Origin of the sequence: Vibrio wakamikoensis (assembly GCF_050337275.1) — a bacterium.
Taxonomy (GTDB): domain Bacteria; phylum Pseudomonadota; class Gammaproteobacteria; order Enterobacterales; family Vibrionaceae; genus Vibrio; species Vibrio chaetopteri.
The window spans coordinates 1-13,451 of the sequence record NZ_JAKJST010000010.1 but is presented as its reverse complement, the minus strand read 5'-3'; the positions used below and the strand labels follow the sequence as shown (position 1 = coordinate 13,451).

13 protein-coding genes are annotated in these 13,451 nt (G+C 44.4%); 5 read left to right on the top strand and 8 right to left on the bottom strand.

Going from position 1 to position 13,451, the window contains the following annotated elements; translation table 11 throughout:
• Positions 1-47 precede the first annotated feature (47 nt).
• Complete coding sequence (locus tag L4C42_RS00630; RefSeq protein WP_429758929.1) at positions 48-2,960, bottom strand: EAL domain-containing protein; 2,913 nt, start codon at positions 2,958-2,960, stop codon at positions 48-50.
• Positions 2,961-3,386: 426 nt separating this feature from the next.
• Between L4C42_RS00630 and L4C42_RS00625 the strand changes: the two genes are divergently transcribed.
• Entirely contained in the window at positions 3,387-4,274 is an 888-nt protein-coding gene (locus L4C42_RS00625; protein WP_353499670.1) for a LysR family transcriptional regulator, read from the top strand.
• 105 nt (positions 4,275-4,379) lie between these two features.
• Here L4C42_RS00625 and L4C42_RS00620 read toward each other — a convergent pair whose 3' ends face one another.
• From L4C42_RS00620 to L4C42_RS00610, 3 genes are read right to left on the bottom strand one after another with little or no spacing between them, the layout of a single operon-like run.
• On the bottom strand, positions 4,380-5,069 hold the full coding sequence (locus L4C42_RS00620; protein ID WP_418642842.1) for a DNA alkylation repair protein: 690 nt from the start codon (positions 5,067-5,069) through the stop codon (positions 4,380-4,382).
• Positions 5,070-5,082: 13 nt separating this feature from the next.
• The gene (locus L4C42_RS00615; protein WP_429758926.1) at positions 5,083-5,961 is read right to left on the bottom strand and encodes an SDR family oxidoreductase; all 879 of its coding nucleotides are present in this window, start codon (positions 5,959-5,961) and stop codon (positions 5,083-5,085) included.
• 2 nt (positions 5,962-5,963) lie between these two features.
• Positions 5,964-6,578, bottom strand: coding sequence for a hypothetical protein (locus tag L4C42_RS00610; RefSeq protein WP_353499673.1), 615 nt, complete (start codon positions 6,576-6,578; stop codon positions 5,964-5,966).
• A gap of 141 nt (positions 6,579-6,719) precedes the next feature.
• Here L4C42_RS00610 and L4C42_RS00605 point away from each other — a divergent pair, with 141 nt between their 5' ends.
• Positions 6,720-7,265: a TetR/AcrR family transcriptional regulator gene (locus L4C42_RS00605; RefSeq protein ID WP_353499674.1), complete on the top strand. Its 546-nt coding sequence runs from the start codon at positions 6,720-6,722 to the stop codon at positions 7,263-7,265.
• A 43-nt stretch (positions 7,266-7,308) separates the two neighbouring features.
• On the opposite strand, the gene L4C42_RS00600 is transcribed toward L4C42_RS00605, so the two are convergent.
• The 4 genes from L4C42_RS00600 to L4C42_RS00585 form a co-directional block, all read right to left on the bottom strand.
• Positions 7,309-8,478: a MalY/PatB family protein gene (locus L4C42_RS00600; RefSeq protein ID WP_353499675.1), complete on the bottom strand. Its 1,170-nt coding sequence runs from the start codon at positions 8,476-8,478 to the stop codon at positions 7,309-7,311.
• 83 nt (positions 8,479-8,561) lie between these two features.
• Positions 8,562-8,984, bottom strand: a complete 423-nt coding sequence (locus L4C42_RS00595; protein ID WP_353499676.1) for an N-acetyltransferase — start codon at positions 8,982-8,984, stop codon at positions 8,562-8,564.
• 94 nt (positions 8,985-9,078) lie between these two features.
• Entirely contained in the window at positions 9,079-10,311 is a 1,233-nt protein-coding gene (gene lhgO / locus L4C42_RS00590; RefSeq protein ID WP_429758923.1) for an L-2-hydroxyglutarate oxidase, read from the bottom strand.
• Between the two features lie 50 nt (positions 10,312-10,361).
• Positions 10,362-10,931: a TetR/AcrR family transcriptional regulator gene (locus L4C42_RS00585; RefSeq protein ID WP_353499678.1), complete on the bottom strand. Its 570-nt coding sequence runs from the start codon at positions 10,929-10,931 to the stop codon at positions 10,362-10,364.
• Between the two features lie 132 nt (positions 10,932-11,063).
• Here L4C42_RS00585 and L4C42_RS00580 point away from each other — a divergent pair, with 132 nt between their 5' ends.
• The 3 genes from L4C42_RS00580 to L4C42_RS00570 form a co-directional block, all read left to right on the top strand.
• Positions 11,064-11,594 (top strand): dihydrofolate reductase family protein, encoded by a 531-nt coding sequence (locus L4C42_RS00580; protein WP_353499679.1) that lies wholly within the window; start codon positions 11,064-11,066, stop codon positions 11,592-11,594.
• Between the two features lie 186 nt (positions 11,595-11,780).
• Positions 11,781-12,149, top strand: a complete 369-nt coding sequence (locus L4C42_RS00575) for an endonuclease domain-containing protein (RefSeq protein ID WP_429758920.1) — start codon at positions 11,781-11,783, stop codon at positions 12,147-12,149.
• Between the two features lie 157 nt (positions 12,150-12,306).
• Positions 12,307-13,451 (top strand): IS3 family transposase gene (locus L4C42_RS00570; RefSeq protein ID WP_429758918.1). Its coding sequence is split into 2 segments (ribosomal slippage), with 1,146 coding nucleotides annotated over them: positions 12,307-12,565 and positions 12,565-13,451; the frame shifts between segments, so codons are not numbered across the junction. This gene is flagged as partial in the annotation.

The window sequence follows — 13,451 nt, the reverse complement described above, 5'->3', positions numbered from 1 at the left end:
GGGACACCCTGATATAGGCAGAACCATGTACTTTGTCGCCATACTAATTATTGTTTTCGGCAAAACTCTGTGTAGTGAGCAATCGACAGCGCTTTACTGAATAGGAAACCCTGCCCCCAACGACAACCGTGTTTTACTAAGATATTCATTTGTTCGGACGTTTGGATGCCTTCTGCAATGACTTCAAAGCCCAATTCGCTCGCCATCTGGAGTGTGGAACTGACGATGGTTCTGTCATCTTGTTTAAGTTGAGCAATGAAAATTTTATCGATTTTCAAACTATCAACTGGCAGCTGCTTTAAATAGCCAAGTGAAGAGTAACCAGTACCATAGTCATCAATAGCTATTTTTACCCCTAACTTTTTAAGCTCCGTTATATATGTCGTGGCTTGTGCCATATTCTGCACAAGCACACTTTCTGTTATCTCTAGCTCGAGTATATTGGGGTTCACCTCATACAGTTCCAATGCGGCTTTCACGTCACTCAACAAACGACCTGACATAAGTTGTACAACCGAAACATTTACCGACACTTTTTGATGGTCGATCCCCATATTCTTCCAAGACTTTATCTGTTTGCAAACTTCTCGGAGCACCCAGGCTCCAATAGGGAGGATCTCTTTTGAAAGCTCCGCTATTGGAATGAATGCGTCCGGCGGAATTACACCATACTTAGGATGATTCCAACGCAATAACCCTTCGCAACCGACATGCTCACCAGAGCGCAAGTCAATAATTGGCTGAAAATAGAGTTCGAGCTGGTTGCCCATCAACGCTTGGGGCAGCTCTGACTCGATAAACAATTTTTCCCTTGCCTGTTTTCTTAAGGTATTGGTATAGCAGACATAGCCGGATGATGATTCCTTCGCCTTATACATCGCAGCGTCTGCTGCTCGCATCAAATCATCTACATTATTTCCATCTTTGGGAAAAGTGGCTATGCCAATGCTGGTTGAAATAGCAATGGATTCGTCCTCAATCAACATCGGCTTACGCAACCCCTCAATAAGCTTTCTGGACAGCGTTACTGCTTGTTCCGCATTGGTAAGGTTCTCGATCATAATCGTAAACTCATCACCACCAAAACGAGCTAAAACGTCACTACTTCGCAAGTTATTAGTTAGCCTAGTCGCGACTTCAACAAGCAATTTGTCACCAAAATCATGCCCTAAACTGTCATTAACATGTTTGAACCTATCGAGATCCAAAAAGAGGATAGCTACCATCGAGCCGTTTCGAGTCGCTAAGTTCAATGCATGACTCGTCTGCTTTATAAACATCCTACGATTAGGCAAACCTGTTAGGGCGTCATTGAAAGCAAAATGTTTGAGTGTATCTCTTGATGCCTCTAATTCTCGGGTTCGCATCTTCACCTGAGTCAATAAGTTTGTATGAGAGTTGAAAAGAGTAATTATGAGTAAAACACTTAACGCCCCAAAAGCGGATTCATAAATGAGAAACTTAATGGAGCTTTCAGCTTTTAGTGCTGAAATAACATCCTGAGACACTGATAGAACAACAGTCCACTCCCTCTCAGCGATCTGTTGAACAAAAGAGAATTCTATCGACTCATCAAATGAACTGACTCCTATAGGTGCATATTGATAAATCACTTCATCATTAGCACTAGAATCGAGAATCTTCACACTCATATAAGAAACTTCACTATTCTTGAGACTCTCAGTAACAATATCTCCTACAACAAAAACTCCGACGACAAAGCCTGATAAATTAAAAGATCGAGTAAGAGTAGATGTACCAAGCGATGGTCCTTGATTAATGGGGGTAAAAATGAGAAACCCAGGCTCCTTCGCGTCAAGTTGCACAAGCTGTATCGTCTCAGTAGCGACTGGACGACTAATATTCTGCGCCCTAATCATCGCCTCTCGTCGTTTTCCATTCGAGAAAACATTAAAGCCAAATGCACGTTCGTTTGGAGCAAAAGGTTCTATCCACTTAACGACAACTAAAGGATCACCCAGCTTCAACGGTGTACCTCTTATCTTAAAGCTTGAATCACTCTGCTTATTCGTGCTCTTTTCAAACTCTTCTAATTCATGTTGCTCTATAACTGGGTTCCATGAGAAACCACGTGCACCTGGAGTTTGCTCTATGAGTGGCAACGTTAGTCGTTTAAATTCATCCTGTGTAACATCACTGTTCCCAGAGAGTTTCACAGCTAGTAATGACAATGAGTTAAGATAGTTCTCAACCTGGTGATTAAGGTTTTTCTCAATCAATTGTGAACGAATATGGATTTCGTTGAGACTCTTCAACTCTAAAGATTTGTTACCATATTTTTGACTAACAACTAATACGACCAAAACTAAAACCAGTGAGAAGATCAGTGCTCGATAATGAGTTAACTTGTTTGTCAGCCTGCCAGTAGGTTCCAGGAAAGCTAAAACAAGAGGTGTAATCACAATAACGCCTAGAAAGTCACCCAACCACCAAATGAGCATATTGCTCCAATCGTAATCCCTCAGCCCCTCAGTTGGCGACAGGTCAACGAAAAAAGAGCCTAAAACGCTAGCGATGAGACAACATATAAGGGCAAATACAACAAACAGAGTAACTTTGCGTATGCTTGCCGAAGAGATAATATTTACCGAAAAGTAAGCTAAACAGCGATAGTTGACCCAGGCTTGAACTGCCGAGCCTAACCCAATCCCAAACGACGTCAAAATTACCATTGCACCAATGTCAGTGCCATTGACTGCTTGCACCCCAACATTGAAGATGATCGAACCTGCGAAGATAGCCGGCACAAAACGAGCTTGCCACAAAATACAGCCTGCAAGAGCAATACCTTCCGGAGGCCACAGTGAAACAATTTGGCTTTGAGGGCTCAATGATGAAAAAAGAAATGCCGAAACAATGTAAATTACAAACACGCTAACATAGCGAACACCAAATACCGAATTCTGGTGCTTCTGCTTGTCAATTAACTCTGACTGCATCAGTTCATCTCTGTTATACAATGCTCTTTTCCGTTAACTGACAAAATAGTCAAAATTGGGAAGTGTATGAACAATTGTAGTAAAGAAGAACCGCATTGGTATTATTTTTGTTTGACAGCACAATACCTTGTAGCCTCAGCCCTTCTCGCTTGACTAACCCTTTAGCCTGCAAGACCAGTCACTCGTTCATCAGCTTGTACAAATTCATACTTTTTAGTGTGTGTCCTTTATAGCCTCAAATCACTTCTGTCATGTATAGATAGTCTTTCCATCTTTGATGGTTTCTAGCACCTGAACCTGATTGTTTTCATAGGGCCTCTAGGATAGTACGATTTATTGAACTGCGCACCATTTCCCCACGTAAAAGCATAACTAATAAACCATATGTGTTAGGGTTAGACGTTCATTATTTTGGAGGCTAACCGCATGCATACGTTTGAGCAAATTAGCGCGTTTGTTGCAGTATTCGAACAGGGCTCATACAACAAAGCGGCTCTTCAGTTATCAAAATCTCGAACCACCGTTCGTGAGCATGTTAAAGCGTACGAGGATATGCTGGGTTACCCGCTTTTTCAGATAGTGGGTAAGCAAGCGAAGCCAACAGAAAAAGCCACGCAACTGTATCGACGAGCTAAGATTGTAGAAAAGCAAAACCGCTCACTTTATGCTCAAAGCACCACTCTATTTGATACTGAAACTCACACAGTGACCATATGCTATGACGTAATCACGCCTATCGAGTTAATGATGCAACTGGAGCAAGAAATAGCGAAGAATTACCCTGAGGTCAGTATTCATTGGTTACACAGAACTCGAAAAGAAGCGATGAATTTACTGCTCACAGACAAAGCAGATATCGCTTTGATGCCATATTTGGGTCAACTCTTCGCTGAACGGGAAGTCACTTGGAAAGCAATTGGCAATATTGAAATAGGTTGTTTCACTCGACCAACTTCACCTTTGGCCAACCATGATGATTTGAAAATTGAAGACTTACTGCTTGATACTCAATATCTCACTGAGAATTTTACTGATCTTAATACCATGCTATCTGCGACTAAGGTCACGCCGAAAGTACATGTGGTAAGCAACAATGACCTACTGTGTGAGTTGCTCAAACATCAGGGCTGGGCTGTCATGCCGAAACACTACATGAAACCATACATTGAGCGAGGCGAATTAGTTGCGTTATCACTAAAGGAGCTCAATAAACAGATGGCATTCGGGCTAAACGCTTTTTATTGCTTTGGCAAAGAAGACGTTCCTATCTTCTCAAAACTCTTAGATTGGCTATCTGAGTATCATTCTCGGTAACTCTTTATGGTTTCGAGTAGTATTGCGTGTACATTGAATCTGTTAGATTGAATGACACGACAATATTTATGTACCCAAACATGGCGGTGTCCTGTAGGCTGTGAACTAAGTACTCACTGTGTTTTGCGCCTTTAGCCACCTCAGCCCCTCACGTTTAGCCAAGCCTTCTATGCCTTGAGCATCGATAAATTGAAACACAGCCGCCGCGTGAGTCTTCGAATACTCCCTTAAACTCCACCCAATCGCTTTTTGAATAAAGAACTCTTTGTCTGCTTGGTTCTCACCAATGATGGCAAACAGCAAAGTTTGATCCGTGTTCTGTTTAAACTTCAACTGATAGAGGATCGCGGTACGTCTTAACCAAATGTTGTCACTTTCGCGCCACTGGTTGATCACAGCGGTCGTTTCGTCTGGATACCGCTGAAACAAGCTTGCGACAATATGAGTCGCCAACATATCCACCGTATCCCACCACGATTTCGTTGTGATCCAACGTTCAGCATGATGGAGGTAAAACTCTGGTAACATCTTCTTTGTTTTAATTAGGAGATCGACAGCGACGAGTTGATACTCTCTTTGGGGTAAAGACCAAAGCTCGTCGACGATATCAGCAAGCTCATCTAGGCTGGGCACATGTTGTTTCGAAAACAGTGCTTTCAATGCGTCGCGTCGTGGACCTGATTGGATCCCATAGAACTCATATTGATCGCGCATATACGCTTTCATAAAGATTGCGTTATCATTGTTTTTCAGAGGCACCAGTGCCTGTTTAACGTTGAGACTCCAATCGTGCATCGTAACCCCGCCTTCATTGTTTACCGCTGTGCTCCTCATTAAAACAGCGAACGTAATAGTCGCCAAGAGTTTGTTGTCCATAACGAGGGGTGATTGCGTCTTGCGCCATCATGGTAAGGAAAAACTCAGCAGATCCTCCCCATTTTTCTGGTAGTCGTTTCGCTACGACAAGCCCAACCTTCCTAACAAGATCCGGTAGAACAACGATTTTTGGCTCTGTTCTTTGCGCGCTAAACGACAACTCAATCATCTCACGTGTAGACAGTACCTCAGGTCCCCCCACGGCTAACTCCAATTCCGTGCGACCAATCGCCTCAATGCAAAATCGAGCCAGATCAGCGCCATGAATCGGATTCACACGCACACCATCCTGCCCAAAAAGATACCCTTTTCCTTTGGCTGTCATGTTGTAGATCTCTTTTAAATCAGAAAAAAAACCATTTGGACGAATAACACAAGGCTTCAAAGCATTTGAACTTAGGAGTTTGCGTGCAAATCGCTCTTTTGCCGCAAGTAATCTGACGTTTTGATGGCGTTCAGCACCAAAGGCAGAAATGTAGATGAACTTTTTCACCCCTGATTTTTCTGCCGCTTCAAGCACATTGAGATTAGCTTGATAGTCAACATCCATATACGTGACAGCATCACGTTGTCGAGTGATACCTAAACACGAAATCACTACATCAATATCGCAAAATTGACCTATCAGTTGATTGGGATCCGTCACTTGGGCTTTCACTATCTGCGATGAATCTAACCCCAGCGCTTCTAACTTGTTGGGATTTCGAACTAACGCCTTGAAGCTAGCTCCCTGCACGCGCAACTCTTTCACGATGTACTGACCAAGGTAACCGGTCGCGCCCACAACTAATATCTTTGGAGTGAGTGACATATCTATACCTCCTCGTTTGTAGTCTGATCGGACTCTGGCCGATACGGCTCTTCTCGCAAGATATGGCTCACCAGTAATTTGAGATAAAACAGTGGCAAAAACCACTCAAGCCCTACTGGAGCCCCAAACCAATACAATGACAACAATAACGCGCCTGCATACATCATGAGTGCTATAGGTCGCTGCAAATAGAGCGGCGTCATCAGTATCACCCAACTCGCCATCATCATATAGCCACCCGTTACTGCTACCCACAACCAGTCTCCTTCTAAAAACATGCTAGCAACCAGTGATAACTGCACAAAATGAACAGCAACAAACGAGAGATGCTGCCTTACTCCCTGTCCTTCACGATGAAACCATCGCTTGGCGCTAGAAGTGGCATTGGTAATAATGCCTCCCACGATGTCTATCGTGAGCAAAAATAATAGTATTACTTGCCCTAAGCTCTGCGACGAACTTACTTCCCTACTAAAGATAACGGCTGCGACTCCAGCTAAAGCTGGAATATAAAGCTGAATTCGCTTCTCAGCTTTAGTTGCACCTGGACCGATCAACTTATCAATACCGCCCCAAAAACCGCCTCTTACTTTTGGGTAGTTCCAATTGATGTTCATAGCAAAACCCTTTATAGACCACGTGGTCTTTTTAAAATATAACTTTAACCAGATCGAGTAAAGATCTTTTTTGACCAGTTGGTCTAAATAATGAAAGTTGTGGTACTATTATTGAATTAGTTCAGAGAGTTAGAGACATACATGCCGAAAATCGTTGATCATGACAAAAGACGTCAAGAAATAGCCCTCAAAGCGACGACCGTGTTTTTAGAGCATGGATACAAAAACGTAGGGATGCGCCAGCTATGTGACTTATTAGGAATGAGCAAGAGTGCTGTTTACCATTATTACAAGAGCAAGGACGAACTCTTCAAGGCTGCAACCGAAGCCATGGTCAATTATGATTCGGATGCGTTACTCGATTTTCCCAAAGCAAAAGACGCTTCTCGGCCGCAACGAATAGACAATTTCATCGCTATATTGAGGCAACTTGCTCCAAGGTTCTTTCAAGAAATGCAGCTTGTCGCTGATTATATCAACGTCATAGGACATGAAAGTGTGTCGAGTGACCCCAGTATGAATGTGGCGAATCAGAAATACTTGGCGCTATTGAGCGACTATGTGTGTTCTGCAAGCTCAAACGAGCTCTATACCTTAATGCTCGGGCTCTTAAACCACCAGCTGATGATAGGCTCTGAGCTCAAAGATGCCTATATATCTGACTTAGTTGACAAGCATATTAACTAAAGTCTTCTCAACTAAAAGGGAGGCGAAAGCCTCCCTTAATCAATCACTCACTAGCGAATACATGCTGCAATCTAGCGATAGCTTCTATCACCCTAGAGCGTGGTGTCGCTAAATTAAACCGAAGGAACATTTCGCCCCCCAAGCCAAACGTTGAGCCATGGTTAGCGGCGATTTTTGCTTCACTTTGCACCTTCTCAATGACCTCTTTAGGTGACAAGCCTGTTTCTGAAAAGTCGACCCAAGACAAGTAGGTCGCTTCCAGTGGCATCGATTTCAGCCTTTTGATTGAGTTGATACCTTCATCAAATATCCGACGGTTCTCATCTAGATATTCAACCAAAGCCTCTAGCCAGGCTTCACCTTGTTCATATGCCGCAGTTGCCATTAACATTCCCATCCGGTTTGGCCCTATGCCCGCTGCATTGAGAACATACTTAAACTTATCTCTAAGTTCAGGGTTGGGGATGATAGCGGCGCCGGTTAACGCAGAAGCGATATTGAAGGTTTTGGTTGTCGCGGCCAGAATCACCATGTTTTGCTCATGTTCGGGTGCAGCAAGTGTCGCGACGGTATGCTTGTTAGGAGGGAAAACCAGATCGTGGTGAATCTCATCGACGACAAGCACCAGATTATGACGCGCACAAAAATTGGCTAGGTCTTGGATTTCTTCTTTTGTCCATACGCGCCCACCAGGGTTGTGCGGTGAACACATAACCACAAGTTTTTCTTTACCATTTAGGCTCGTCTCAAGCGCATCAAGATCCATTTCATAGCGACCCTGGTTTTGAACCAAAGGACTTTCGACTACAACACGTTGATTTGCTTTAATGACTTTTGAAAACGCGTGGTATACGGGTGTAAACAGAATAACGCCATCACCAGGCTCGGTGTAAGCTTGAACACAGAGTGCCGTGCCTTGAACGAGACCTGCACAAGTGATAACCCAGTCAGGGGATACTTGCCAGTCGTGCCTCTTACTCATCCAGTTCACAACGGACGCTTTGTAGCGCGAATCATCACCGTAGTAGCCATTTACACCATTTTCAGCCGCTTCGATAAGCACTTGATTTACGGCCTGTGGCGCTTTAAAGTCCATATCCGCGACCCACATCGGAAGGCCATCATCGGTAGAGACGCCAAAGCTCGCTTCCATCTCATCCCATTTTGCTGAATGGGTTCCTCTACGCTCTACAATCTCATCAAAGTCAAACATGCCCTATCCCTAACTCACCACGCTATTTTGATAGCGTATTTTTGAAACAATAGAGCCAGTTTAAACGGTTGATTTCAATAGAGCTAGTGGCTAGACATGGTTAATTGTAAGTGCCCAGTATGGGGGTCTGTCGATTCATCAACAACCGTAAAACCGCAGCGATGATAAAAACCAATCGCTCGGCAATTGTCTTTGTAGACAGAGAAAGAAAGCGAGTCTCGTTTCTTACGTGCATCCATAATCAAACGCATGCCAATCCCCACGCCTTGCGCTTGCGGCTCAACAAACAGCGCCGCTAGCTGATCATCTGTTAAAGCATAAAAACCAATAACCCGCCCAGCATGCTCGTAAACATAAACCTCTGAGTTCGGAAGGTAGACGTTTCGCATATCATCGAGTTTGTCGTGCCAAAACCTTGGCTCAACAAAGTCGTGAGACTCGACAGACGCAGTCAGCCAAACTTTTAAAACGCTATCGATATCTGCTTCGTTGTATTCTCTGATCATGAGGGTGTTCCATTTCCTAGCTTGCTCAAAGTATTGTGCTCAGTACCGAGGTACGACTTCAATAGTAGCTGGAAATTATGATCATTAATGGAAATCATTCAATATTTTCTAAAGTTTGAAGTTTGGCCTCAACTTTACTACAAATGTATTCACCAATAGGAATGGCCGAAGTAGCCGCAGGGGATGGTGCATTGCAGACATGCAGGCTGCGAGCGGTCTCAGCGAACAAAAAGTCATGCACTAAACTGCCATCAGACATGACTGCCTGGGCTCTAATACCAGCGGGGTAAGGAAGGAGTTCGTTCGCCTTGATGGCTGGGCAGTACTTTTGAACCAACTGAAGATAACCCGGACGCCAAACAGAGTTCTTTAACTCTCTCAAACCGGACTTCCAATGAGTGCGTGACACTCGCCAAAAGCCCAAAAATTTGAGCATCTCAACCGTGTCTTTAAGGCTAAAGTTAATGCGCCCATAGCCTTCTCGTTTAAACCCTTGCACTGCATTAGGTCCCACGGTCAGCGAGCCATCGATCATTCGGGTTAAGTGCACACCCAAAAATGGCAATTCTGGATCGGGGATGGGATAAATGAGATGACTGATGATGTCATGATGCTTGGCTGGTAACTGATAATACTCCCCGCGGTAGGGAATGATTTGAAAGTCGACATCGATACCAATCATCGACGCCAATCTATCCGCCATCAACCCGCCGCACACGACTAATTGACGAGCTTGCAGAGAGGTTGACGCTCCATTGGTCCTGCAATTGATTTCGACACAATCTTGTTGTTCATTTAGCGCAGTGACTTCAGTCGACAGCAACACTTCACCACCAAGCGACTGAAATTGCTCTGCCATGGTTTGTGTGACCAATTGATAATCAACAATGCTGGTTGCTTCTACCTTTATCGCCCCCAATCCAGTGATGTTGGGCTCGATTTCTTCGAGCTTTGCTTGGCTCAACAGCGCAACATCAATACCGTTTTCGATACAGCGTTGATAGAGAGCATCCATTCGCTTTTTCTCTATTGCGTTTGTCGCTACTAAAAGCTTTCCGCAGTTCTCCACAGCAATGTTGTGCTCAGCGCAAAAACGTTTCGTCGCCTCCGCGCCACGCTTGCAAAAATCCGCTTTGAGGCTTCCGGGTTGATAGTAGACACCCGCGTGAATCACACCGCTATTATGGCCAGTTTGATGCTTGGCAAAACTCGATTCTTTCTCGACCAACACTATCGATGCTTGAGGGTGTTTTTGTTTTAACTGCCAAGCCGTTGACACTCCGACAATACCACCACCAATCACTATAAAATCATGGACTTTTGCCATCACTTTTCCTTGTGAGCTACTCGAATGTTCTCACCATACCTTGTACGTATCTACTGAGGAAGTACTGGCGTCACTGCTTTCAAATAAAGTGCCATCGACCCCTCATAAATTCGGCGCTGTTCTTGCGCGGTAACATCAGAAAACTGCATCGAAAAAGCAAATCCATGCAGATAGTCAGCGAGCAAACTCACCGCATTCGTTTTGTCATCATCATTTAGATTCAAAGGCTCGACCACCTCGTTAAAGCGCGCAATGAATACCTCAGCAGGTCCACTACTTTGCATTTTGAATAGTGTTTCAAGCAAGCCGGAATACTCGCTAAGGAGCGCAAGGTAACTCCAGCCAAGTTCCATTACCTCCTGCTGCCAAGCTGTTTCATTATTGGGCTCGTAAATCCCTTCCACCAAAGAAACAGCAACGGCTTCGAGTAAGCTATCCTTATTTTTGAAATAGTGATAGATCGCCATAGCGTCAATATTGAGCTCGGTCGCTAACCCTCTGATACTGGGTATTTTCCCGTTAGTCTGCATCATCTTTTTCGCAGCTTCGATGATACGAGATTGGCTGAGTCCATCCACCCCTTTCTCTGGGCGTCCACGTTTTTTTGAGTTGACAGTCATCGGTGATCCTAGCTAGACTTCAATTAATTTCTACACTGTAGAATTTTAGCAGAGAACAAGACTGCAGAGAACAAAAACATTGCTTCATGCACTGTTCCACTATCTAAATGACAACAATTTCAGGAGCCACACATGGCCAACATCGTATACATCGCCACCAGTCTTGATGGTTATATCGCCGACAAAAACAACGGCGTTGATTGGCTACATGATATTCCAAACCCAGAAGGTTCCGACTTCGGCTTCGCTGAATTTATGGACAAAGTTGACGCTCTGGTTATGGGGCGCAATACACTAGAGATCGTATTGAGCTTTGATTGTGACTGGCCATACTCAAAACCTGTGTTTGTATTGAGCAATACGATGACAGAAGTACCGGAGGGTCTTGAAGGAAAAGTTTTCTTGGTCAAAGGCGAGCTTAAAACCATCATTGCCGAGCTCGCGGCTCAAGGTTACAACGACCTGTATATCGATGGCGGTAAAACAATTCAGAGTTTCCTCAAAGAAGATCTTATCGATGAACTGATTATTAGCACGATTCCAGTTCTACTCGGCGGAGGGATTCCTCTGTTTGGTGAGTTAGATAAACCGCTGAAGTTTAAGCACGAGTCAGCCGAAAGATATGCGGATTGCATTGTGAAGAATCGGTTTGTGAGGGTTTAATACCTAGAGTAAACGTTCACTGTTTCCACATTCAGGCTAACGGCTTGAGTGGGAGAAATTTCGTTCTCAACATACATATCAATTGCTTGGTATTCTGCCCTGCAGCAAAGTGTGCACTTTTACTGCTGGTGCATTTGCTCGGTACTTCCTCACTATTGCGTATCATTCTTCCAACACGCAAACGTCATGAAAACTCGGCTGTATAACACCATTCACCAAACATCTTTTCGAAAACAACTGCGAAACAACCCTACTTTGGCAGAAGCTCGACTCTGGTATTTTTTGAGAGGTGGGAAGGTTGGCGCGAAATTTCGACGTCAATATGACGTTGGGGACTATGTGTTAGATTTTTACTCGCCTGAGTTGCGGCTGGCGATAGAAGTTGATGGTGATAGCCATTTTTCTGTTGAAGGACAGGAACATGATTCGGTGCGAGCGGAGTTTTTGGAGACACGAGGCATTCAAGTAATTCGGTTTACCAATCGGGAAGTATTGGAGGTGTGTGATGAGGTTGTTGAGGTGATTCGTGAGATGGTGAGAGAGTTAAAGAGGTGAAAACATAAGGCGATGCGTAGCGAGCCTGTGACTCCTCCCCTTAATAAGGGGAGGCTGGGAGGGGTGCTCTTTGCTTTTAAATCATTGAAATGTAGTGGTTTAATGATCCCGGACACCAAATTAGGTGGTAAAGTCTCCACCGTAAATGAGGTGTTCAATGACAAAACGACAACGACGTACATTTTCTCCTGAGTTCAAAGTAGATGCCGCAAGCTTGGTTCTTGATCAAGGTTACTCAATATCTGAGGCGGCACGATCCTTAGATATCGGCGATACGGCCTTACGACGCTGGGTAGATCAACTAAAGATTGAGCGCGGCGGAGAAACGCCAGCGGTTAAAGCTCTAACGCCAGAACAGCAGAAGATCCAAGAGTTAGAAGCTAGGATTAATCGCTTGGAAAGAGAAAAATCCATACTAAAAAAGGCCACAGCTCTCTTAATGTCGGACGAACTCGAACGTTCTCGCTAATTGACCAGTTGAGGGAGCATGAACCGGTCAAAGTTCTTTGTGAGCTGTTCGATGTAGCTTCTTCCTGCTACTACGAGTTTAAACAACGAAAGCCGGATGCCAATCGTATTCGGTTAGTCAGCCGAGTTAAGCAGCTCTTTAACATGAGTCGTGGCTCTGCCGGAAGTCGGACTCTTGCTTCTATGCTGCAGTCTGAAGGCTTCGATGTCGGACGCTTCAAAGTACGCAAGCTTATGCAAGAAGCCGGGCTGATGAGCAAACAACCAGGCTCGCATCGCTATAAGCAAGCTAAGCTAGAGCGACCAGATATCCCCAATCGATTGAAGCGTGAGTTCTCAGTTTCCACTCCAAATGACGTTTGGTGTGGCGATATTACTTACATCTGGTCCGGTTCAAAGTGGAGTTATCTGGCTGTTGTACTCGACTTATTTAGTCGCAGAGTAGTGGGTTGGGCGCTATCAGACAAACCCAACGCAGAGTTGACTTGCAAAGCTTTGGATATGGCTTGGGAACAACGAGGACGGCCTAGCAACNTGATGTTCCACTCAGACCAAGGAAGCCAATACAGTAGCCTTAAATACCGTCAAAGGCTTTGGCGATATCGCATAACTCAGAGCATGAGTCGTCGAGGTAACTGCTGGGATAATGCTCCTATGGAGAGGCTATTTAGAAGCTTAAAAACCGAATGGATACCAGCTACTGGATACCTGACCCAAACTCAGGCAAAGAAGGATATCAGCTATTACTTGATGGATTACTACAATAGGCAACGGCCTCATCAAGCAAATGATGGGCTATCGCCAGTTACTGCCGAAAATCGGCTTAAGTTAGTG

Coding starts and splice junctions, on each gene's coding strand:
- L4C42_RS00630 (WP_429758929.1), bottom strand. CDS start 2,960: ATGCAGTCAGAGTTAATTGACAAGCAGAAGCACCAGAATTCGGTATTT.
- L4C42_RS00625 (WP_353499670.1), top strand. CDS start 3,387: ATGCATACGTTTGAGCAAATTAGCGCGTTTGTTGCAGTATTCGAACAG.
- L4C42_RS00620 (WP_418642842.1), bottom strand. CDS start 5,069: ATGCACGATTGGAGTCTCAACGTTAAACAGGCACTGGTGCCTCTGAAA.
- L4C42_RS00615 (WP_429758926.1), bottom strand. CDS start 5,961: ATGTCACTCACTCCAAAGATATTAGTTGTGGGCGCGACCGGTTACCTT.
- L4C42_RS00610 (WP_353499673.1), bottom strand. CDS start 6,578: ATGAACATCAATTGGAACTACCCAAAAGTAAGAGGCGGTTTTTGGGGC.
- L4C42_RS00605 (WP_353499674.1), top strand. CDS start 6,720: ATGCCGAAAATCGTTGATCATGACAAAAGACGTCAAGAAATAGCCCTC.
- L4C42_RS00600 (WP_353499675.1), bottom strand. CDS start 8,478: ATGTTTGACTTTGATGAGATTGTAGAGCGTAGAGGAACCCATTCAGCA.
- L4C42_RS00595 (WP_353499676.1), bottom strand. CDS start 8,984: ATGATCAGAGAATACAACGAAGCAGATATCGATAGCGTTTTAAAAGTT.
- lhgO (WP_429758923.1), bottom strand. CDS start 10,311: ATGGCAAAAGTCCATGATTTTATAGTGATTGGTGGTGGTATTGTCGGA.
- L4C42_RS00585 (WP_353499678.1), bottom strand. CDS start 10,931: ATGACTGTCAACTCAAAAAAACGTGGACGCCCAGAGAAAGGGGTGGAT.
- L4C42_RS00580 (WP_353499679.1), top strand. CDS start 11,064: ATGGCCAACATCGTATACATCGCCACCAGTCTTGATGGTTATATCGCC.
- L4C42_RS00575 (WP_429758920.1), top strand. CDS start 11,781: ATGAAAACTCGGCTGTATAACACCATTCACCAAACATCTTTTCGAAAA.